Raw genomic sequence first — 22,891 nt, 5'->3', positions numbered from 1 at the left:
ACGCCGCCAGCGTTCGTCCTGAGCCAGGATCAAACTCTCCAAATTGGTATTTAGAAAGAGCGATTGCTCATTTTGAAACATCTGACGAGAATAAAATATTCTCTATCTTTGGATCTCACTTGCGTGAAATCCCACTCACTCGTTGTTCAGTTTTCAAAGATCAAGCTCGTCGTCGGCGGCGATTAACTCGTCACCAGCAACTCTTATAATATATCACGTTCGACCGAGTAATGCAAGCTCTTTTTTTCAACTTCTTTTCGAGCTCGGCGTTGATGTTTCATGGCCGGAATAAGAATATACCATGCACAGAGTTTCATTGCAAGCATTTATTTTTGTAAAAATGATTCCGAGGAGAAACGCATCTTTGCGTCCCCTTCGGAATCAGGTTCAAGGCATATACTATTACTCTGTACGGTTACGCATATGAGGGAACAGCAGCACATCGCGGATCGATGCAGCGTTGGTAAGCAACATGATTAGCCGGTCCACACCAATTCCAAGTCCGCCTGTAGGCGGCATGCCGTATTCAAGAGCACGAATGAAATCATCATCCATTTCATGAGCTTCGTCGTTCCCTTTTTCTTTTTCCTGAATCTGCGCTTCAAAGCGCTGACGCTGGTCGATAGGATCATTCAGCTCGCTAAACGCATTCGCATGCTCACGAGCCACGATAAACAGCTCAAAACGGTCTGTAAAACGCGGGTCTTGATCATTCTTTTTGGCAAGTGGAGAGATTTCAACCGGATGGCCTGTAACAAAGGTCGGCTGAATCAGTGTTTCTTCTACAAATTGCTCAAAGAAGGCATTCAGGATGTGTCCAAAGGTCATGTGCTTTTCAACAGGCACACGGTGCTCCTTCGCCAGACGCTGAGCTTCCTCATCCGTCATATGAACGCCAAAATCAACTCCTGTCACTTCTTTGACAGCGTCCACCATAGTCACCCGGCGCCATTGCGGCGTCAGGTCTACTTCCTGGCCTTGATAATTAATCTTCTGGGTACCCAGAACCTCCTGGGCAATATGAGCGATCATGCTCTCGGTTAAGTGCATAATGTCTTTGTAGTCAGCATAAGCTTCGTACAGCTCGATCATTGTAAATTCGGGGTTGTGGCGCGTTGAAATGCCTTCGTTCCGGTACACGCGGCCAATTTCATATACTTTTTCCAAACCGCCGACGATCAGACGCTTCAGATGCAGTTCAATGGCAATACGCATATACAGCTGCATATCGAGTGTATTGTGGTGAGTAATAAACGGACGGGCCGCAGCTCCACCGGCGATGGCATGCAGTGTTGGTGTTTCCACCTCAAGGTAGCCAAGTGAATCCAGATAACGGCGCATCGACTGAATGATCCGTGACCGGGTAATGAATGTCTGCTGAACCTCAGGATTAATGATCAGATCGACATAACGCTGGCGGTAGCGCAGCTCCACATCTTTCAGACCGTGATATTTCTCGGGAAGCGGAAGCAGCGATTTGGATAGAACCTCAAGGTTATGCACTTTAATAGAGGTTTCACCGGTTCTGGTTTTGAACACTGTTCCGCGAACGCCAATGATATCGCCCAAATCTAGAACGTTAAATGCCGCATACTGTGCTTCGGAAATACTGTCCTGACGGACATAGATTTGAATCCTGCCGCTAAGATCCTGGATGTGGGCAAAGCTGGCTTTACCCATCACGCGCTTAGCCATAATGCGTCCGGCAATGCTGACTTCCAGGTTAAGCTCGTCCAGCTCCTCTTTGGTTTGTCCGTCGTACTTGGACATAATATCTCCGGCACCTGTCGTACGCTCATACTTTTTACCAAACGGATCGATCCCCAGTGCACGAAGCTCGTCCAGTTTGCCGCGGCGGATCGTCAGCAGCTCGCTAAGTTCTTTTTCCGTGTTCTCCGCAGTGTTCATTTCCTCGGTCATATCTTTCATCCTCTCTTACTCACTCTGTCATATACACAAGAAGAAACGGCTCCATCCCTATGCAAGAGGACAGTCCGTTCCCGTACAAATAGAAGCTCTATTGTTGCAGGCTGAAACAGCTTGGCCGTCCCCATTAGAGGCAACGCCATTTCCCCAGAAAGATAAGGATAATTTATAAGGCGATCTATAAAACCTCTTATCTTTTGAAAAAAGCTTCCCTAAGGAAGCTTTCTTGACTTACCCCTTATGGTACCTATTACTTCATTCTAATATCAAGAATTTTATATTGAATGACTCCTGCAGGAACACTAACATCAACAACGGTACCAATCTTCTTGCCGATAATGGCCCGGCCTACCGGACTTTCATTGGAGATCTTATTATTCAGCGGATCGGACTCAGCAGTGCCGACAATCAAATATTCCATGACGTCGCCATATTCCAAATCCTCAACGCTAACAGTAACCCCAATGCTTACTACATCGGTAACGATTTCGTCGCTGTTGATGATGCGCGCATTACGGAGCATTTTTTCCAAAGTAATGATACGTCCTTCAATGAAAGCCTGCTCGTTCTTGGCGTCCTCGTACTCTGAGTTCTCACTGATATCTCCGTAGCCAATGGCTACTTTAATCCGTTCAGCTACCTCGCGGCGTTTTACGGATTTGAGGGTCTCCAGTTCTTCTTCCAGACGCTTAAGTCCGTCCGGTGTAAGGATGACTTCTTTATCGCTCATCTCAACCGATTCTCCTGTCGTATACATTTATTGAAAACACCATACTATATGCGAATCCGGAGGGATAAGAACCCTCCCTGCTGCATTAACGCTTGCTGTAACGGCGATTTTATACTGTGAAATTATATTGGAACCGCTACAAAATGTCAATGATGCCCCATATAATGTTCGAGTGTGTGTCCAAAAGACAGGGAAATGAAGTGTTAGACCGCTGAAAGCGAGGAATTCAGGACTTCCTGCTCCTCACCCTCCTTAAGCTGTATGACAAATTCGCTCAATATCCGCACCATTTCATCACGCTTGGTTTCTTCCATAATGATATCCTTCACACGGGCGGCTGCCTTCATCCCCTTCAAATACCAGGCCAGATGCTTGCGCATTTCACGGACTGCTACCGCTTCGCCCTTCAGGCTGATCAGACGGTCCATATGAAGAATGGCAACTTTGATCTTTTCTTCTGCTCCGGGTTCAGGCATAAGCTCACCTGTGCTCAGATATTGGATTGTGCGGTACAGCATCCACGGATTGCCCAGTGCTCCGCGTCCAATCATTACACCGTCGCAGCCGGTCTGATCCAGCATAGCCCGCGCATCCTCCGGAGTATTCACGTCTCCGTTGCCGATCACCGGAATAGAAACTGCTTCTTTAGCCATACGGATGTACTTCCAATCAGCAAGCCCGGTATAAAGCTGCTCACGGGTCCGGCCATGAACACTTACCGCCTGGCCCCCAGCACGTTCAACAGCGCGCGCGTTGTCTTCCACAAAAATATGCTCGCTGTCCCAGCCAATCCGCATTTTTACGGTCACAGGTTTATCCACGGCGTCAACGACTGCAGACACCATCTCGTAGATTTTATCAGGACTCAGCAGCCAGCGGGCTCCCGCGTCGCATTTGGTCACTTTGGGTACAGGGCAGCCCATATTAATATCGATAATATCAGCATTTGTCTCTTTATCAACGACCTTGGCTGCTTCCACCAGAGACTCACGGTCACCACCAAAAATCTGCAGACTTAGCGGCTTCTCCCGCTCATCCACAAACAGCATCTCCCGCGTACGCGGGTTGCCGTGTACAATCGCCTTGCCACTTACCATTTCGGCACAGACCAGACCGGTTCCGAATTCTTTGGCAATCAGACGAAATGCCGGATTACACACGCCTGCCATAGGCGCCAGCACAACCTGGTTCTTCATCTCAATATCGCCAATTTTCAGCATGTTTGTTCACTTCCTTGATTTGATTTGTGGGGATCTATATAAACGCTCCCTCAATTAGTAGGAATGGCTAATTCGTCTGCAGCAACTCCGAGAACGTCCGCAATTTTATTTAAAATTTGATCTTCCAAGCGTCTGTTACCCCGCTCCACTGCACCCAGTACAGCCAAAGATATTCCGACAGAGTCCGCAAGCTCCTGCTGAGTGTAGCCCTTCAGCTTTCGGAAAGCTCTGACCCTCCGTCCCATACGTTTGTTGTCCACAAGCGAATTCCTTCCCTTCCGTCTATGTCTTGTAGCGCTGCTGTAATGAACTGCCGAAGTCCGGAAGACTCTTCATTGTGCGGAACGACATCACTTAGTGGAATTAGCACAAACGCCCGCTCCTGCATCCGAGGATGCGGCAGTGTTAATTCGGGTGTGTCAAAATGCTGATTCTCCATCCATAACAAATCCAAGTCCACCGTTCTCGGTCCATAACGGACATCCCGGACACGGCCCAACTGACTTTCGATGCTAAGCATCTCCTTAAGCAGCGCCTCCGGGGCAAGCGTTGTACGAAGAGCCGCCGCCATATTCAGAAACTGCGGCTGGTCCAAATACCCGACAGGCTCCGTTTCGTATACGTGTGAACAGCGGGTCACTTCAATCTGCTCATGCTGGTTCAGCCTTTTCAATGCCGCTTTCAGGCTCCCCTCACGGTCACCCAAATTAGCCCCTAAAGCAATATAAGCCTCTGATGCCTCAGAGGTAGAATGTATGGTCATTGCCAAGTTCTCACTTTCTGGTTCTGTGCAGCTCTACGGTCACTCCTTGAAAGTGAATGTCGAACGGCGGATGCGGTTTGGTCACCTTCACCGTTACTGCATTGATAACAGTATAAGTGTCCAGTACTGAGGATGCAATATATTCAGCCAAAGCTTCAATGAGTTTAAATGACTTTGTTTCGACAATTTTTTTGACAAGGAAATGCACTTCGGCATAATTCACAGTCAAGGTGAGATCATCATTAAGGCCAGCGCCCTGCAGATCAAGCTCCAGCTCCAGATCAATGTAAAATCGCTGACCGAGCTTGCGCTCCTCTTCAAACACTCCATGATAGCCGTAGTATTCCATGCGGTGCAGTGTCATTTTATCCATAGGGGTTACCTGCTTTCTTATCCAAATAATCTATAGTTGATCGTATATTAGCCACGTGCCAGCGTCCCCGCAGCGTAAAGCATGGCATCGCACATCTGCACCGTACGCTTGATTCTGGATACATCGTGTACCCGCACGATCTGGCAGCCTTGGGCAATTCCGAATGCTACAGTGGCCGCAGTGCCTTCTACCACATCATCTGCAGGGAGATCCAGCACAGTCCGAATGAATTTTTTGCGGGAAGTGGCCAACAGTACCGGATATCCAAGCTCGCTCAGCCGGTCCAGATTCATCATGGCCTGAAGATTCTCTGTATAATCCTTAGCAAATCCAATCCCGGGATCAATAATAATGTTCTCCGGCCTCACTCCTGCGGCCAACGCCAGATTTATGCTTTCCGCAAGGTCGGCAGACATATCACGAGCCAGATCCTGATAATTCCGGTCATTGCGGTTATGCATGAGAATGATGGGACAGCCGCTTTCCGCAGCTACTGCCGCCATATTGGGGTCAGCCTTAGCGCCCCAGACATCATTAATGATATGGGCGCCCGCCCGAATGGCCTTGCGGGCCACTTCGGCCTTGTAGGTGTCAATCGACAAAGGCAGTTGGGGAGCCGCACGGTGAATGCTCTCAATGACAGGTAATATGCGGGCCAGTTCTTCTTCCTGACTTACGGGTTGATGGCCAGGCCGTGTCGACTCGCCGCCAATATCAATAATATCGGCGCCCTCCGCCGCCATTTGCAGCGCATGCTCTACCGCCCGATCCGGCTCGTCCCACAAGCCTCCATCGGAAAAGGAATCCGGGGTAACATTCAGGATGCCCATAATCAACGTTCGTTCACCCAGTGTCAGTTCCGCTGCACCTATACGGTAATTCCGCTTATATATCACGGGTCTCATTTCAGTAATCCAGTCCTCTCTCTGTACAACTCCAGCAATAATGCTGTAATTCTCCCGCAGCGCCCGCCACTTACCGTCTGTCGCCCATTTGTACACCACAGCGTTGTAACCGGAATGATCTCCTGTACCGAATTGGTTAAAAAAATCTCATCCGCTTCTGCAATCTGCTCCCACCTATACAAGCCTTCTTCAGTCTGCAGTCCAGCATCGAGCGCCAGTTCTAATACCATTTCCCGGGTAATTCCCGGCAGGATGCCGGTGGCTACGCTCGGTGTGTAGAGCACGTTATTGGTAACGAAAAAAACATTGCTGACGATGCCCTCGGCAATCTCGCCCTGTGCAGTCAGCATCAATCCCTCTGCACCGGTTGCAGCTGAAGCATATCCTGCCAGTTCACGCTTCGCGAGGATATTGTTCATATAATGCAGCGACTTAAAGCGCACCGGGCCCTCCGGCGTATTACGCGGCAGGTTCAATACTTGCAGGCCTTTGCCTTCCAGGTAGAGAGTGTCAGGGAACTTCGGCAGTTCTTTGATGTAGAGCAAATGATTGGGCTGACTGTAGTCGCCCGCAGGCAAACCCAGAATATCTTCACCGGCTGTTACAGTGTAACGAATATAGGCATCCTGTAGTTCATTTTTGCCCATTACACGCTGAATCCAGTCCCGGAGCTCAGCAATATCTCCCTCAAAGGGAATTCCGAGCTGTCTGCAGCCATCCGCCAGTCTGTCGATGTGCCGCTGCAGCAAAAAGGGTTCGCCCCCGTATGTCCGAAAAGTCTCAAAAAGGCCCATGCCATACAAAAATCCGTGATCCAGAGCGGAAATCACGGCATCTTTGGAATCAACGACCCTGTTGTTCAATCCAATATAATTCATACCGGTTCTCCGGCTCTCCGTTTCAGGAAATTGCGTAGTATGGTGTGCCCATGATCGGTAATAATCGATTCAGGATGGAACTGTACACCCTCTATCGGGTATTCTTTGTGGCGCAAGGCCATAATTTCACCTTCCGCTGTTTCCGCCGTAATCTCCAAACAGTCAGGCAAACTATCGCGTTCCACGATCAGTGAATGATAGCGGGTTGCAGTGAATGGAGATTCCAGTCCCTCAAATACCGAGGTTCCGTTGTGGTGGATGGGCGAGGTTTTGCCATGCATCAGGCGCTCCGCCCGAATAACATTGCCGCCAAAAGCCTGCCCGATCGCCTGATGGCCCAGACAGACACCGAAGATCGGAATTATTCCTTTGAAATGCTGCAGTAGCTCAAGGCTAATGCCCGCTTCATTCGGTGTACACGGCCCCGGAGAAATCAGGATATGGTCCGGTGCGAGCACCTCAATCTCCTGAATGGTAATCTCATCATTGCGGGATACCTTCACTTCTTCCCCAAGCTCTCCTAGATACTGCACCAGGTTGTACGTAAAGGAATCATAATTATCGATAACCAAAATCATTATATTGCTCCTCCTTCGGCGCCGCCGGTCGTCCGTGATTCCTGCTGATACTCGCTGCAGAGAACCGCCTTCACTATGGCTTTGGCTTTATTATGGCATTCCCGGTATTCCCGATACGGGTCAGAGTCGATCACAATACCCGCACCTGTCTGGATGTAACCTACTCCGTCCTTAACCGCCAGTGTCCGTATAATAATATTTAATTCCATATTACCGTTATAGTCAATCCAGCCCATCGACCCCGTATATGGACCACGCCGAACGGGCTCCAGCTCCTCGATGATCTCCATCGTGCGCACCTTGGGTGCGCCGGTGATCGTGCCGCCGGGGAACAAGGCGGCCGTGACATCGTAAGCGCCTTTACCGGGCGCGACAGTGCCCTCCACCTGCGAGACGAGATGCATCACATGCGAGTATCGCTCCACGGTCAGCAGCTCCGGCACGCTGACCGTTCCATATGCAGCGACACGGCCGATGTCGCTCCTCTCCAGATCGACAAGCATAATATGCTCGGCGATCTCCTTCTCGCTCCCGCGCAGCTCCGCCTCCATGGCGGCGTCCTCCGCGGGAGTGAGGCCCCGGCGCCGGGTACCGGCTATGGGGCGTGCACTGACCTTGTCCCCGTGCAGCTTGACGAGCAGCTCGGGCGAAGCGCTGGCAAGGGCAAAGCCGGGCGAGCGCAGCAGCCCCATGTACGGGGACGGATTGAGCTTGCGCAGCCATTCATACACATCCTCCGGCGAGGATTTCAGCTGCGCTTCTTGACGCAGCGACAGATTCACCTGGAATACATCCCCTTGCCGGATGTATTCCTGAACCTCCTGAACTGCCTGCTGAAACTGCTCGGGCGAGAAGGCTGAAGTCATGGCCGGCCACTCACCGGAAACATGGGTATGGGCTTCAAGGATGGCAGCCTCGACAGCTTCTTCAGCACTGCATTCTGAAACCCCTGGGGTGGCTGAGATCAGCCGCCATTGCTCCAGCATCTGCTCTGCCCGCCGGAGAGCGTCTTGATACAGATCTTTTAGTTCACCAGGGCCAGACAGGTTCCCAGTAACAACCGGAACATGCACTGTGCAGTACAGCATGTCCTCCTGATGATCATAAATCCACAGCTCCTCCAGCCTCATAAAGAGGTAATCGGGAAAGCCCGGATCGTCCTTAGCCAAGACAGGTAGTTTCTCCAGGGAACGGGCCACATCATAGCTGAGAAATCCAATGCAGCCGCCTATAAAGGGAGGCAGTGCAGAGAGCTGGACGCACGGTGAAGTGAAATCCTTCATCCAGCCCTCCAGCACCTCCAATGGTTGACCACTTATGACAGATTGGAGCCTGGGCTCATTTGTATTAGCCGCATCTGGAGAGAAGCTGCGTACTTCAGCCGAGCTTTCTTTGCCTTGCAGCACAGAAACCGGATTTAAGCCAAGGTATGTATAACGGCCTCCTTTCCCGCTCTCCAGTACCACTGAATACGGGGAGGCCGTCTCCCAGGCTTTCTTCCAGGAGGCGGGCAATCCTCCCTTGTCCTGAGGCGATTGTATAATAAGGGGGAGAAGGCTCCACTCTGCCTGCGCCCATAGCTCCCAGTCCTGCCATGCTGTTATGATTTCCAATGCCATCCCCCTAAAAGTTTTGTGCAGCATACGCTTCTTGTGAATTTACTTCGCAACAAAACTTGCTACGGAAACATCTGCTTAGTTTTGTGCAGCATACGCTTCCTGTGAATTCACTCTGTACACAACCCGCCCTAAGCAATCTTCACGGTTAATCCATTCCCTTATCCTTTGGTTTATTGCCTGTCAGTATACTGTACTTTGGACTGTTTTGAAAAGCCTGATTGATTGATTTTCCGAAAAAAGAGCCTTCACATCCCTATGACAACGGATGGAAGGCTCTATGGACGATATGCAAATCAGCAATTACACTTCGAAATTGTAAAGTGGAGTACTCAGGTAACGTTCGCCGTTACTTGGAATAATCACAACGATCTTTTTGCCTGCTCCCAGCTCTTTGGCTACTTTGAGGGCAGCGAAGACGGCTGCACCGGAAGAAATACCAGACAGAACGCCTTCTTCCTTCGCTACACGGCGCGCGGTTTCGAATGCTTCGTCATTCTCTACATGGATAATCTCATCATAGATCTTCTGATTCAGGATGTCGGGAATGAAGTTCGCGCCGATCCCTTGGATCTTATGCGGGCCTGGCTTACCACCAGCCAGAATTGGTGATGCCGCTGGTTCAACAGCATAGATCTTCACATCTGGGTATTTGTCCTTCAGAATCTCGCCAGCCCCTGTGATTGTTCCACCCGTACCTACTCCGGCAATGAAAGCATCCAGTGGTCCACCGATGGACTCAATGGCTTCAACAATCTCAGGACCGGTAGTTTCGCGGTGAATCTTCACGTTCGCCTTATTCTTAAACTGCTCAGCCAAGAAGAAGTCAGGATTCTCGCTAAGGATTTGTTCAGCCTTCTTAACTGCACCGTTCATACCTTCTGATCCTGGAGTAAGGACAAGCTCCGCACCGTAAGCACGCAGCAGATTGCGCCGTTCAAGGCTCATTGTTTCCGGCATAACAATAACCGCCTTGTAGCCTTTGGCTGCAGCAACAAGTGCCAGGCCAATACCAGTGTTACCACTGGTAGCTTCTACAATGGTACCGCCTGGCTTCAGAAGCCCTTCCTTCTCAGCCTCTTCCACGATGCTGATCGCAATGCGGTCTTTCACGCTGGAGCCCGGGTTTTGATATTCAAGCTTCAGATAGATTTCAGCAGAACCTTCGGGGACCACCCGGTTGAGACGAACGAGCGGTGTGCCTCCGATCAAATCTGTTACACTGTTGACGACTTTAGCCATGAGTAAAGACCTCCTTGGAATGATAAATGAATGGGTGCGTAACTTGAGACAATAGTCTTCAGTATAAATTCCCGGGTGTATGAAAAAACGGCTAGGTCTGCACCAGGACATTCAACACCGCAGCGCCAAGTTATAGTGCTGGACAGCGGAATTGAACCGTCCGCCGTTTGTTATTTCCGACTAAATCAGTAGGTTTTACATTAAGTTCATATTATCAATCTTGCAGGCTGTTGTCAATATATATCGCTGTATCATATTTAGCGCGCAAATCACTTTCCACCTTCTGTAGCGGGGGGGCCTTCTCCAGCGCAAGCTCTTCCCGTACCTGCTGCCGGACTTCAGCTTGATCCTGCTTCCTGGGCACGATAGCTTGCTCCAGGCGAATTACCGCATAAGTTCCCCCTGTCTGCAGCGGACCTGCAATGTCACCCGCCTCCAGGCCAGCAGCAGTCTTCAAGAGATCCTCCGGCCAGAATGGGTCGTCCTCCTCCACCATACCAATGCTTCCTCCACGGAGGCGGCTTTCTTCATCGATGGACAGCTCCCTGGCCAGTTCTGCAAAATTCTCCCCCTGCTCCAGGCGGTCCATTACTTTTTCCGCCTCATCGTAAGTGGATACCTTGATCATGGAGAGCTGCATTTCCTTCTTGGGAGTGAACCGCTCGGCATTTTGCGCTAAATAATCATCAATTTCGCTCTCACTGATGTTAATTCCCGCTGTTGCTATTGCTTGCAGCGTAAGACGATAGACCGCCTCTTCCCGTACTTCTTCACGGGAGAGCCCCAACTCTGACTCCATCTGTTCGTAATATTGCTGTTCGGAGCTGTAACCAGCCATACTGCGCTGCAGTTCCTTCTCGACCTCATGATCGGTTACGGTAATCTTCAAGGCCTTGGCCTCTTTGCTGACTACAATATGATTTAGCAATCCAAGGAGCACTTCATCTCCATGCTTTTTTTTGAGCTCATCTATCCATTGCTGGTCTGTAACCGGCTGATCTCCCGCTCTTGCAATGTCCGAGGACTCCCCCTCTGCGACCTCTCCCTTGAGTATGGCCATAGCCCGCAGACTCCAGAACAATAAACCTCCGAGCATTAATGTTGCGATCGCCAGTAGAATAACGGCATTGCGCAGCACGCGCTCTTGTCTTGTCATCATCCCATAGCCCTACGATTTCGCTTGATTCAGGATAACCTGCAATTCATCCTTATGAAATACATAGGCCTCGTTACAAAAGTGGCATACCACTTCCGCCTGGTCATCTTCTTCGATTAACCGTTCCAGCTCATGCTGGCCCAGACTCACCAACGTTTGCTCCACACGCTCACGGGAGCATTGGCAGACAAAATTTATATCGAGTTCATCCATAATAATTACATCAGGAAGCAACCAGCGAAGCATCTCTTCCGGTTCGAGTCCCTGCTCCAGAACGGCGGTAACAGAAGGCAGTGCACCTACTGCCCGCTCAATTACCGTGATCTCATCATCGGTGAGGCCTGGAAGGAGCTGCACAATAAATCCACCGGCAACTTTCACAGAGTTATCCGTTTCAACAAGCACTCCAAGCCCTACCGCAGCCGGGGTTTGCTCGGATACCGCAAAATAATAGGTGAAATCCTCACCAAGCTCTCCCGAAACAATAGGAACGCTCCCCCGGTAAGGCTCCTTCATCCCCAGGTCCTTACTGATATCAATGAACCCTTCTGTTCCTACTGCTCCCGCTACATCCAGTTTGCCGAGACTGTTGCTAGGCAAATGAACATGCGGATTCTGTACATAACCACGAACTTCTCCAAGAGAATTAGATTCCGCAACAATCTGTCCAAGCGGTCCATTCCCCTTGACCATAATTGCCAGTTTTTCCTCACCCTTGAGCATGGCACCCATCATAGCAGCGGCTGTAACTGTACGGCCCAGTGCAGCTGTTGCTGTGGGATACGTATCATGTCTGCGCCGAAGCTCGTCGACAAGCTCAGTGGTACGGACTGCAAAAGCTCTTACTTTGCCGTTCATCGCCGTTCCCCGAACCAGCCGATCTTTTTTTTCATCCATTGGTTGCATACTCCTCCTGTCATTTACCCCATACGGGTTCTATATCTTTATTTGTTACGGTCATAAATAATTCTTAAGCCTTCCAGCGTCAGCATAGGATTAACTTCATCAATACATTCGGTTTCACCGGCAATCAGTGTCGCCAGGCCTCCAGTAGCAATTACTTTCAGCACCGGGGCATTCATCTCCAGCTTAATGCGTTTCACAATACCTTCAACCTGACCAGCGTAGCCAAAAATAATCCCAGCCTGCATGGCGTGTACGGTATTGCGTCCAATGACTTTCTTCGGCTTCTCAAGTTCAATCCGCGGCAGCTTGGATGCCCGCTGATACAATGCTTCGGTAGAAATGCCCAGTCCCGGTACAATCGCACCGCCAAGATAGTTTGCACCGGCATCAATGCAGTCAAACGTAGTCGCCGTTCCAAAATCAACGACGACTAGCGGACATTTATATTGTTCAATGGCGGCAACCGCATTTACAATCCGGTCAGCACCAACTTCACGTGGGTTCTCATACCGCAGATTAAGCCCGGTCTTAATGCCCGGGCCAACAAGCAGCGGTTCCTTGCCAATGTATTTCACGCACATTTCCACAATCACCTGTACAAGGGGTGGAACAACCGAGGAGATTATGACCCCTTCCACGTCTTTAAAAGATATATTCGACATATGAAACAAATTATGAATCAATACCCCGTATTCATCTGATGTCGATTGCCGAGCAGTGCTGAGCCTGAAATGATGGAGTAGTTCACGTCCCCGGTATACCCCAAGGACGATATTTGTATTACCGATATCTACAGCAAGCATCATGAGAGGTGCTCCTCCTTCTTCGCATTCAGATCCAGACTGATATCCAGACTGGAGAAGGAATAGGTGAGCCTTCCGACAGAAATCACATCAACTCCGGTCTCAGCAATGCGGCGGACTGTCTCTAAGGACACGTTGCCGGAGGCTTCGGTTTTGACATGAGGGGCTTTGGTTTTAACCCGTCTTACGGCTTCAGTCATCAGTTCAGGGAACATATTGTCCAGCATAATAATATCGGCCCCTGCCGCAATCGCTTCTTCAACCTGATCCAGGCTCTCCGTCTCCACTTCAATGGTCATCGTGTGCGGAATATTGGCCCGGGCCCGTCCAACAGCCTGACGAATTCCCCCGGCTCCCTTGATGTGGTTATCTTTAATCATTACGGCATCGTAGAGGCCGAACCGGTGATTAGCGCCACCGCCAATACGAACGGCGTATTTCTCCAGCATCCGGTGACCAGGAGTTGTTTTGCGTGTATCCACCAGCCGGGAAGGCAATCCCTCAAGCTTTTGTACAAAAGAGTGGGTACGGGAAGCCACACCCGATAAACGCTGCATTAAATTAAGTGCTAAACGTTCTCCGGTGAGAATCGAATGTGTACTGCCTTCTACCTCGGCAATGACAGTCCCTTTGGTTATAGCCTGACCTTCTTGTACCATGGCAGTGAACACAAGGGAAGGATCTACCACCTCAAAGACCAGCTCTGCTACAGGAACACCACAGATAATACCATCCTCTTTGGCGTGAATGATCCCCTTGGATTCGTGCCCTGCGGGAATCGTTGTGCGGCTTGTGATATCACCAGAGCCGACATCCTCATGCAGCCAGCCCTTAATCATTTGTACCAGTTCTTCATTGTAACCATTAAACATCATCACTTAATTCCTCCACTATTCCCAGTTCACGAATCTGAAGCAGATGCTTCTGCCACTGGGCATCATCACGCTGCGGATAATCCTCACGGTAATGCGCACCTCGGCTCTCATGACGTGCTAAGGCTGATTCGGTAATCAGCAGACAACAGGTCAGCATATTCGCGAACTCGTATTCTTCACGTTTGGTCAAAGCCGAATGGAAGATAGGCAGTTGACGCTTCAATTCATCTAATCCTTTGAGCAGCATCTCTTCATTCCGCCGCAGACCTGCATATCGCACCATTACCTTTTGTACCTTCAGACGGCGCTCTACAATAGCCTGGGTTGGGGATTCCACCCTTCCTTCATCGCATCCTGCTGCTATAACGCCACGCTCAAGCGGCGGCAGCTGACGGATACGTTCAATAATCCTCCGACCAAAAACAACAGCCTCGGACAGTGAATTACTGGCCAGCCGATTAGCTCCCTGCACTCCGGTTGAGGACACTTCCCCGCAGGCAAACAACCTTGAGATATTGCTCTCTCCATTAAGATCGGTCTTGATGCCCCCCATCATATAATGCGCAGCCGGAGCCACTGGAATCCAATCACTTGTAATATCCAGCCCATAACTCATACAGGTTTCATAAATAGTCGGAAAACGGTGTCTAACCATTTCTGCCGACTCGTGAGTAATATCCAGGTATACAAAAGTAGATTTGGTCAGCTCCATTTCACTGATGATGGCCCGTGCAACGATATCACGAGGCGCAAGCTCCAGCAGCTCATGATAGCGCTCCATGAAACGTTCACCATTGATATTGCGCAGCACGGCACCTTCACCGCGGACTGCCTCGGAGATCAGAAAACGCGGTGCCCCCGGATAACTGAGCGCTGTAGGGTGGAATTGAATAAATTCCATGTCGCGAATATGCGCGCCGGCCCGGTAAGCAATTGCCACACCATCTCCGGTTGCCACCTCAGGGTTCGTGGTATAACGGTACAACTGACCGGCTCCCCCGGAGCACAGTATGGTTGCAGCTGCCTGGAGAAACAAACGTCCGCCCCCAGGGCGTTGGACCAGGGCACCCACACATTCTCCTCCGTCAGTGATAAGATCGATCACAAAATGATCATCCCATACCTCAATATTTTCATGCTCCGCTACCTGCTCCCCCAAAGCGCGCACAATTTCATATCCCGTTGCATCCCCATTGGCATGCAGAATACGCCGGTGGCTGTGCGCACCTTCTTGGGTGAGCGCAATCACGCCGTTCTCTTTATCAAAAAGTGTGCCTAGACGGATTAACTCACGCACACCTTCAGGCCCTTCATTTACAAGAACATCAACAGCCGCTGATGAGTTAAGTCCCGCTCCCGCCATCAGTGTATCCTGACGGTGATAGGCTGGTGAATCATCATCGGCAAATACAGCAGCTATGCCACCCTGGGCATAACGGGTGTTGCTCTCCATCAGCGTTTTTTTGGTTATCATAATGACTTTCCGGTCTTCACTGGCTTTGATCGCTGTGAACAAACCGGCGATGCCTGAACCGATGACGATACAATCCGTTTGGACTGTTGGAAGCTCGCTAAGGTCGAAATCAACCAAATATTGTGGAATCATGACCGCTTTTCACCTGTTTCAACGAAAGAGTAGCGCATGCTACCGGACTTGTAGCATGCGCTCTAGGGATGTTCTGGCTTTGTCGGCGACAGCGGGCGGTACATAAATCTGCGGCTTCATCGTCTCCAGGCATTTGACCAGTTTTTTGAGATTATTTACTTTCATATTAGGGCAAACGAGAAATTTGGTGGCAAAATGAAACTCTTTATCCGGACTGTCTTTACGGAGCTGATAGCCGGTGCCATCTTCTGTTCCAACAATGAACTGCTTGCGGTCGGATTTTTTACAATAATCAATAATGGATGTAGTACTGCCTACATAATCGCCCATGGCCACTACCTCAGGACGGCATTCCGGATGAACTACAAATTCCGCTTCCGGATATTTTGCTCTCATTTCAATTACATCTTTGACGGTGAGCATGTCATGGGTATTACAGTAGCCTTCCCAGATGATCAGCTTCTTGCCGGTCTGATCCTGAACATATTGGCCCAGGTTCTTGTCAGGCACCCAAATAATTTCTTCGGCATCCAGCGATTCAATAACCTTCACCGCATTGGCAGATGTACAGCAAATATCCGTTTCCGCCTTGATTTCCGCTGACGAATTGATATAGGTAACGACTTTGGCATTAGGGTGCTGTGCCTTCAGCTTACGCAAACCATCCACATTCACCATGTCTGCCATCGGACAGCCAGCGCGCTCATCCGGAATAAGGACCGTTTTATTCGGAGCCAGAATTTTGGCACTCTCTCCCATGAAGTGGACACCGCAGAATACAATTACATCAGCATCAGTTTCGGCTGCCTTTTGAGCAAGTAAAAATGAGTCTCCCCGAAAATCTGCCACTTCCTGAATTTCATCACGCTGATAATAATGAGCCAAAATGATTGCGTTCCGTTCTTTCTTAAGCTGTTCGAGGCGCACACGAAGTTCACGATTCTGTTCCTGCTTGCGCTCAAGCGCCAGAGCTTCCACGGTCTGTTCTCCCCCTTATGTCTTCACGGCTTTTAGCCGGCACATACTTAGCAATCTCCCCGAAATTTACGGGTACGCAGCAGCCACCCAGCCCTGCGATTGATTCGTCATATATTATTTAATATTTAATCACTAATGTACACAACGTTCCACCCACTGTCAATGTAACCCGACTGGCAGAAGACGTTCATCTGGGCACTGAAAAGATAAAAAAATCCGGAGAACCTTAGGGTTCTCCGGATCTTATATCACTTACAATCTAGACGAGACTTCCGCCACCGTCTTTATTGCCGTCATCCGAGCCGTTTCCATGCTCTGTATCCGGGTTGTTCGGAATATCCTTGGACAAGTCCCCGATAGTAGTAGAGGTATCCTCAGCTTTACCTTGAATGCGGACACGCACATCACCAATGGAATCAATGACAGGCTCGCCTTCTTCGTGAGTAACGCCAGGTAATTCTACCGGTTTGCCGTCTTCGGTCAGATAACCCTGCTCGATCAATTCCTTGATCTGATCCAGCTCCAGCGTTTCTTTTTCAAGAAGCGTATTGGCAATCAGGTGCATCTCTTTGGAGTACTTGGTCAGCAGCTCTTTACAGCGTTCATAACTGCTGCGGATAAAGTTCTGCATCTCCTGATCGATTTCGTATGCAATGGAGTCACTGTAATTCTGCTCATGCCCGATATCACGGCCCAGGAAAACCTGGCCCTGAGAAGTACCGAACTGCATAGGTCCCAGCTTATCACTCATACCGTATTCCATAATCATGCTGCGCACAATTCGCGTAGCCTGCTGGAAGTCACTGTATGCGCCTGTACCGATCTCGCCAATGAATAGCTCTTCAGCGACACGCCCGCCAAGGAGTCCGGTTACCTTATCAAGCAATTCCTGCTTGGTAACAAGCATCCGGTCTTCTTTCGGAAGCATAATTACATATCCGCCTGCACGGCCACGCGGGATGATGGTCACCTTGTGAACCATATCCGCATGCTCCAGGAAATAACCGACAATCGTATGACCTGCTTCGTGGTAAGCCACAATACGCTTCTCGCGATCACTAATGACACGGCTGCGTTTCTCGGTACCTACGATTACCCGGTCAATAGCTTCATCCACTTCGTTCATGGAAATATCCTTACGGTTACGCCGTGCAGCGAGGAGGGCTGCCTCATTTAGCAGGTTCTCCAAATCCGCTCCAGTGAAACCGGTAGTACGCTTGGCGATAACGTCAAGTCTAACGTCCTTCGTCAATGGCTTATTGCGGGAATGAACCTTGAGTACAGCTTCGCGGCCTTTCACATCCGGACGATCCACTGTAATCTGACGGTCAAAGCGTCCTGGACGAAGCAGGGCCGGGTCAAGGATATCTGCACGGTTGGTAGCCGCAACGATAATTATTCCTTCATTACCGCCAAAGCCATCCATTTCAACGAGCAATTGGTTGAGGGTTTGTTCACGTTCGTCATGTCCGCCGCCAAGTCCTGCGCCACGCTGACGTCCAACCGCATCTATTTCATCGATAAAGATGATACAAGGTGCATTCTTCTTAGCGTTCTCGAACAAATCACGTACTCGGGAAGCGCCGACACCGACGAACATTTCGACGAAGTCGGAACCGGAGATGCTGAAGAAAGGAACCCCGGCTTCACCGGCTACCGCACGGGCCAACAGGGTTTTACCTGTACCTGGAGGGCCCACGAGAAGCACACCCTTAGGAATGCGGGCACCTACTGCGGCAAATTTACGCGGATCTTTGAGGAATTCCACAACTTCGACAAGCTCCTGCTTCTCTTCATCGGCCCCTGCAACATCCTCGAAACTAATTTTCTTCTTCTCTTCATTATATAACCGGGCCTTGCTCTTACCGAAATTCATTACCTTGCCGCCGCCACCCTGTGCCTGATTAAACAGGAAGAAGAACAGGATGAACATGATAACCAGCGGAATGATGGAAGAAAGGAACGTCAGCCAAATGCTGTCACCTTCCATCTTCTTCTGCGATAACTCTATGCCGTTATTATCACTGGCAGCTACGAGTTCATTAATGGCTTGATCTGTAGGAGGAACAAATGTGGAAAAGTTCTTCGATTTAGCACCTGAAGGCTGCTGTTTATATTCGCCGGTTACGGCAAAAGCATTGCCTTCGAACTGAATCGTCATGCTCTTCACATTGTTATTCTTGATCTCCTGTCTTAACTCATCATATCTAGGGAAATCGGCGGATTCATTTCCATTGCTTACAAACTGGACAATGCCCACCACGACTAAAAATAAAATCAAATAAAAACCAGAATTCCGGATGAACCGATTCATCCCCTACCTCCTCTCACAACACTCAAGTTATTGTACCATAGCCTGCCCAGACTCCTCAAATTTGACAGAAGCCAGGGAACGGATCCGTAGATCTAAGGCTGCGATTAGCTCATTTGGAATAAATTTCAGGCTTCAGTACACCGACGTAAGGGAGGTTCCGATACTGCTCGGCATAATCCAGTCCATACCCTACTACGAATTCGTCCGGAATTACAAATCCGGTATACGCGGCTTCCAGACTAACTGTGCGCCCTGCGGGTTTGTCGAACAAGGTGACCACAGTCACTGATGCAGCATTGCGCCCTTGAAGCATTTCAATCAAATAGCTAAGCGTAAGCCCGCTGTCAATAATGTCTTCCACAATCAGAACATCGCGTCCCTCAACGGAAGCGTCCAGATCCTTGATGATTTTGACTACGCCTGAGGATTTGGTGGATGCTCCATAGCTGGATACAGCCATGAAATCCATTTCAACAGGCACTGTAATGACTTTAACCAAATCTGCCATAAAGATAAACGCGCCTTTTAGCACACAGATGACGAGTGGCGTGCGTCCTGCATATTCCGTACTCAGCTGGGCGCCGAGTTCCCTGATTCTTTGTTGAATTTCCTCTTCGCTGATCAAGATTTCCTGAATATCGTTCTGCAACTTGCGAACCTCCTAAGTTATACTATGAAAGACTTACTTTGACCATTACGCCTCTTCGCTCTTCTCCATATCCTCCAGAGACAATAAAAGAACCGAGGCCGTGTGCCGCCCTACTGCGGCATGCATCGAGCGTCTAACGCCCGGAATCCAGACGATATTGCCCAGACCATCACAAACAAGGGGAATCGCAGAGCGTTCGGAAGAAGGTATTTTATCATCAATGTAAATATCTTTTACCTTTTTGCTTCCGTTTAATCCCATAACCCTTATGGTATCTCCAGGCAAACGGGAACGGATGGTGAGTGGCAGGACCAGCTCGCTGCTGTCAAACCACGCCAACATTTCCCCAAAGTCCTCCCCCAGTACAGAAAAATTTTCTCTCTCCAGCACCGACATCGTCAATACTTTTCCTATCTCCTTAATTTCAATACGGGGATGAGGCAAAGACAGCCGATATGTATAGCTTAATTGCTGCTTCGGAGGCTTGGACAAGAACACAATATTATCATATTGCCGCATGCAGGTCAGTCCGCTACCCAAATTCAAACTCCATACCGTGGGATGCTCCTGCAGCGTTCCCCGGCGTACTGCTTCAATCTTGGAAAAATCCAAGCTCGATGAATCCGCCGACAGATAATTTAATATTAGTTTAATCAAACGCCGTTGTAAAGCGGAGGGTACGGCCGCAAATGAGGTCCTCTTCAGAGAGCATTTTCCAGAATCGACCAGAACGAGCTCATCAAAACATTTTCCCGCTGCCGCTTCCATAAATTCATCTTCCGCCTGAACAATTTCAGACAATTGAAGTAGTGACTGCTTCACTCTGGGATTGTACTCTTCAAGCGTTGGAATCAGTTCCAGCCTTACTGCGTTGCGTCTATACTCCGTCTTTAAATTACTGGCATCCTCAGCATAGGAAAACCCCTCCTGCTGGCACAATTCGACAAGAGCTGTTTTGTTAATACGCAGGAAGGGCCGGATCAGTTCCACCTTTTTTTCGGTGCGTTTCCACCGCATCCCCCCAAGGCCTGAAGGACCGCTTCCCCGAAGCATACGCATCAGCACAGTTTCGGCCTGATCGTCTGCATGGTGAGCCAGCGCAACCGAACGGGCTCCATAGCGGTGCGCCGTATCGATGAGAAACTGATAGCGTTTCTGCCGTGCTGCTCCCTCCGGTCCAAGACCGCTCTCCTTGATGAGAGAGGGAATATCAAACTCTGCCATTTCAAAGGGAAGCCCGAGCTCACGAGCCATGGCACGGACAGATTCCGCTTCTTCTGCCGATTCTGCTCGAAAGCCATGATTCACATGCGCACAGATTAAGGTTAGCGGTATCCGGTTCAAGGCGATTTCATACAGAATATGCAAAAGAGCCACAGAGTCCGGCCCTCCGGAAACTGCGACTACAATGGTGTCATGGGGCGACCATAGCTGATGCTCGGCTGCAGACTCCAATACGGATTCCACCAGTTCTTTCATTTGCTCCATACGGCTCCCTTTCTCACCCGGTAACGGGCCGGAACTGGCATGAGATGCCAAGACCTCCCGATATTATGTATAATTTCAAAATCGAAATACGTAGTAAATCGTAAATACCAGCAAAAATAAGGATAGCGCGAATGCACTTTTTAACCAGCCGGGTGTCGCCATTGATTCTTTCCCCGGTTTTCTTGAATTGTAAATATGGGTCCTCCAGGCTTCTGTTGCCGCCTCCGTTCCCGGGAATCCGCCTTTAAGTGCCAGACACAGCCAAGCAGAGAGCTTCTTATCAGGCAAAGTTCTGGCCAGCTTCAGCAGCTCGTCGGCACTTCTAGTCTGCGGCAGCTGGGAGGCGGCTGTCTTCAGCCCTTCTTCATCCAGCAAACGCAGACATAGCACAGCAAAGGCAAACAGATCGTAATTCTCGTCACCCATACGGCTGCCCGCATTCCAGTACCCGCGGTCATGCCATTCGGTAAATTGCTTCACGCTGCGGCCCAGCGGGCTGGCACCGCCGTAATCAATCAGCTCTGCCTCTCCGTAATTGGACACCATTACGTTCTCTGGCTTCAAATCTCCAAACACAAAGCCGCACTCGTGCAGATTCCGTAGCTTCTCCAGCAGCTTGAGGCCAACCAGACCTAGCCAGGAGGCTCCGTTCTTGGCTAAAAAATGGTGCAGCGGCCGGCCCTCCACATAACGCATAACATAAAAAGGTACGCTGTCGGCGTCTTTAAAATCATCTGATTCGAGTAAATAGGAAGACAAGGGAGATTCACGGTGTGCACGATGCTCTTTTCGCTTCCTGCTGGATTGCAGGCTGGTCAGAACATTGATCTCGGATTGCAGCTCAAGGGTATCGTTACCGATCTTGAGGGCATAGTGCTCCCGTCTGCCTTCCCGCTGCACCAGATATACGGTTCCGTTCGCTCCTCTTCCCAGCATCCGCTCAACGACATAACGGTTCCCCCGCCATTTGCCGCTGATTACCGTGCCGGCAGGATAGGGCGGATTAGACGACATACCCACCAATCATCCCTTCTTTTTCATCGTAACCGTCATCTGTCGGACGTTCACGGTGTCCATCCAGTGTATCATAACGGTAATGCTCAAGCACCTTGAATATGGCCGGTCCGGTAGGCGTGGCCCCACGCATCTTAAGCTTGGAGAACAAGGAGCGGACCTCCGACACATTATGTGTCCAGTCCATATCCAGCACGGCATCCTCACTGCTGGAGCGTCCCGGAAAATGGAAAACGGCTAATTCGCTCTTACCCTCCCGCGCCTCCAGGCTAAGCGCCAGATCACGGATCGCATCTTCTACAGCACCCAGCTTAGGCTTCATGCTCGCACTGGCATCGATCAAAAGCGCAATACGCAGTGGTGAGGTTTCGGTCAACTCATCGACAACTGTAACCACCTGCGAACGCTGCAGCGGAGGCAGCTCTTCCAGTGAGCCTTCTCCGAGTATTTTTTTTACCTCTTTATTAACCGCCTGTTGAATCGTCTGAACCACTGTCTTGCGGGTCATCATCTGAATCGTCTGTGCCAGCTGCGGCGTTCCTACGATCCGGCTGATACCGCCGCCGGCCTTGGCAATATCCGCAATCTCTTGGCTGCCAAGCTCCCCGATGGTGCCATAATCGACTACACCGACCACATTAACGGTGATGCCTTCCTGACGCGCATGCGCCGCAGCCATCACCGGACTCTCCCCTACGTTCGAACAACCGTCAGTAATAAGCAGGATTTGCTTCATGACCGATCACTCCCTTCCTTGTATATGTTTCTAGCATATCCAAGGTAGAGAGATTTCAAACGCCGCTTAGCGGGGAAAAATGAATTAAATCATGCGTGAAAATGCGTCACTGCAAGGAAGTTTTGGGCTTCCGGT

General features: G+C 50.0%; 23 protein-coding genes. 1 reads left to right on the top strand and 22 read right to left on the bottom strand.

The genetic code is table 11. The annotated features are described in order from the left end of the window. On the top strand, positions 1 to 209 hold a 209-nt coding region (locus tag A3848_RS32690), incomplete at its 5' end, for a hypothetical protein (protein WP_218619010.1). Between the two features lie 193 nt (positions 210 to 402). Here A3848_RS32690 and lysS read toward each other — a convergent pair. The 22 genes from lysS to A3848_RS21625 form a co-directional block, all read right to left on the bottom strand. Further along, positions 403 to 1,920, bottom strand: coding sequence for a lysine--tRNA ligase (lysS, locus tag A3848_RS21730; RefSeq protein WP_143191883.1), 1,518 nt, complete (start codon positions 1,918 to 1,920; stop codon positions 403 to 405). Between the two features lie 256 nt (positions 1,921 to 2,176). After that, positions 2,177 to 2,656 carry a transcription elongation factor GreA gene (gene greA / locus A3848_RS21725; RefSeq protein WP_074086951.1) on the bottom strand — a complete coding sequence of 160 codons (480 nt, stop codon included), beginning with the start codon at positions 2,654 to 2,656 and terminating at the stop codon, positions 2,177 to 2,179. A gap of 203 nt (positions 2,657 to 2,859) precedes the next feature. Continuing rightward, entirely contained in the window at positions 2,860 to 3,876 is a 1,017-nt protein-coding gene (gene dusB, locus A3848_RS21720) for a tRNA dihydrouridine synthase DusB (RefSeq protein WP_074086950.1), read from the bottom strand. 50 nt (positions 3,877 to 3,926) lie between these two features. Beyond that, positions 3,927 to 4,136, bottom strand: coding sequence for a helix-turn-helix domain-containing protein (locus A3848_RS21715; protein WP_074086949.1), 210 nt, complete (start codon positions 4,134 to 4,136; stop codon positions 3,927 to 3,929). Further along, entirely contained in the window at positions 4,088 to 4,639 is a 552-nt protein-coding gene (gene folK / locus A3848_RS21710; protein WP_074086948.1) for a 2-amino-4-hydroxy-6-hydroxymethyldihydropteridine diphosphokinase, read from the bottom strand. Before folK ends, A3848_RS21715 begins: the two co-directional genes overlap by 49 nt. Positions 4,640 to 4,649: 10 nt before the next feature. Continuing rightward, a complete protein-coding gene (gene folB / locus A3848_RS21705) occupies positions 4,650 to 5,012 on the bottom strand; it encodes a dihydroneopterin aldolase (protein WP_074086947.1) in 363 nt (120 codons plus the stop codon). A 47-nt stretch (positions 5,013 to 5,059) separates the two neighbouring features. Further along, positions 5,060 to 5,917, bottom strand: coding sequence for a dihydropteroate synthase (gene folP, locus A3848_RS21700; protein WP_074086946.1), 858 nt, complete (start codon positions 5,915 to 5,917; stop codon positions 5,060 to 5,062). Beyond that, positions 5,914 to 6,795: an aminotransferase class IV gene (locus A3848_RS21695; protein ID WP_074086945.1), complete on the bottom strand. Its 882-nt coding sequence runs from the start codon at positions 6,793 to 6,795 to the stop codon at positions 5,914 to 5,916. Before A3848_RS21695 ends, folP begins: the two co-directional genes overlap by 4 nt. Then, positions 6,792 to 7,373, bottom strand: coding sequence for an aminodeoxychorismate/anthranilate synthase component II (gene pabA, locus A3848_RS21690; protein WP_074086944.1), 582 nt, complete (start codon positions 7,371 to 7,373; stop codon positions 6,792 to 6,794). Before pabA ends, A3848_RS21695 begins: the two co-directional genes overlap by 4 nt. Next, a complete protein-coding gene (locus A3848_RS21685; protein WP_256702515.1) occupies positions 7,373 to 8,986 on the bottom strand; it encodes an anthranilate synthase component I family protein in 1,614 nt (537 codons plus the stop codon). The genes pabA and A3848_RS21685 overlap by 1 nt, the downstream gene beginning before the upstream one ends. 306 nt (positions 8,987 to 9,292) lie before the next feature. Continuing rightward, the gene (cysK, locus tag A3848_RS21680) at positions 9,293 to 10,231 is read right to left on the bottom strand and encodes a cysteine synthase A (RefSeq protein WP_074086942.1); all 939 of its coding nucleotides are present in this window, start codon (positions 10,229 to 10,231) and stop codon (positions 9,293 to 9,295) included. 214 nt (positions 10,232 to 10,445) lie between these two features. Next, the gene (locus A3848_RS21675; RefSeq protein WP_083606946.1) at positions 10,446 to 11,390 is read right to left on the bottom strand and encodes a peptidylprolyl isomerase; all 945 of its coding nucleotides are present in this window, start codon (positions 11,388 to 11,390) and stop codon (positions 10,446 to 10,448) included. Positions 11,391 to 11,399: 9 nt separating this feature from the next. Then, complete coding sequence (gene hslO, locus A3848_RS21670) at positions 11,400 to 12,284, bottom strand: Hsp33 family molecular chaperone HslO (RefSeq protein WP_074086941.1); 885 nt, start codon at positions 12,282 to 12,284, stop codon at positions 11,400 to 11,402. Positions 12,285 to 12,331: 47 nt separating this feature from the next. Beyond that, a complete protein-coding gene (locus A3848_RS21665) occupies positions 12,332 to 13,099 on the bottom strand; it encodes a type III pantothenate kinase (protein ID WP_074086940.1) in 768 nt (255 codons plus the stop codon). After that, entirely contained in the window at positions 13,096 to 13,971 is an 876-nt protein-coding gene (nadC, locus tag A3848_RS21660) for a carboxylating nicotinate-nucleotide diphosphorylase (protein ID WP_074086939.1), read from the bottom strand. The genes A3848_RS21665 and nadC overlap by 4 nt, the downstream gene beginning before the upstream one ends. Next, complete coding sequence (nadB, locus tag A3848_RS21655) at positions 13,961 to 15,577, bottom strand: L-aspartate oxidase (RefSeq protein ID WP_074086938.1); 1,617 nt, start codon at positions 15,575 to 15,577, stop codon at positions 13,961 to 13,963. Before nadB ends, nadC begins: the two co-directional genes overlap by 11 nt. Positions 15,578 to 15,616: 39 nt before the next feature. After that, entirely contained in the window at positions 15,617 to 16,555 is a 939-nt protein-coding gene (gene nadA / locus A3848_RS21650; protein WP_074086937.1) for a quinolinate synthase NadA, read from the bottom strand. 259 nt (positions 16,556 to 16,814) lie between these two features. After that, a complete protein-coding gene (gene ftsH / locus A3848_RS21645; RefSeq protein WP_074086936.1) occupies positions 16,815 to 18,869 on the bottom strand; it encodes an ATP-dependent zinc metalloprotease FtsH in 2,055 nt (684 codons plus the stop codon). 109 nt (positions 18,870 to 18,978) lie between these two features. Next, on the bottom strand, positions 18,979 to 19,518 hold the full coding sequence (gene hpt / locus A3848_RS21640) for a hypoxanthine phosphoribosyltransferase (protein ID WP_074086935.1): 540 nt from the start codon (positions 19,516 to 19,518) through the stop codon (positions 18,979 to 18,981). 45 nt (positions 19,519 to 19,563) lie between these two features. Beyond that, the gene (gene tilS, locus A3848_RS21635; protein WP_074086953.1) at positions 19,564 to 21,006 is read right to left on the bottom strand and encodes a tRNA lysidine(34) synthetase TilS; all 1,443 of its coding nucleotides are present in this window, start codon (positions 21,004 to 21,006) and stop codon (positions 19,564 to 19,566) included. A 75-nt stretch (positions 21,007 to 21,081) separates the two neighbouring features. Beyond that, positions 21,082 to 22,020, bottom strand: coding sequence for a serine/threonine protein kinase (locus A3848_RS21630; protein WP_074086934.1), 939 nt, complete (start codon positions 22,018 to 22,020; stop codon positions 21,082 to 21,084). Beyond that, the gene (locus A3848_RS21625; protein ID WP_074086933.1) at positions 22,010 to 22,756 is read right to left on the bottom strand and encodes a vWA domain-containing protein; all 747 of its coding nucleotides are present in this window, start codon (positions 22,754 to 22,756) and stop codon (positions 22,010 to 22,012) included. The genes A3848_RS21630 and A3848_RS21625 overlap by 11 nt, the downstream gene beginning before the upstream one ends. Positions 22,757 to 22,891: the final 135 nt, after the last annotated feature.

The sequence above is a fragment of the Paenibacillus sp. P32E genome, from assembly GCF_001909085.1.
Taxonomy (GTDB): Bacteria; Bacillota; Bacilli; order Paenibacillales; family Paenibacillaceae; genus Paenibacillus_AQ; species Paenibacillus_AQ helianthi.
The sequence above is the reverse complement of the archived record's forward strand: the minus strand, read 5'-3'. Positions and strand labels throughout refer to the sequence as shown.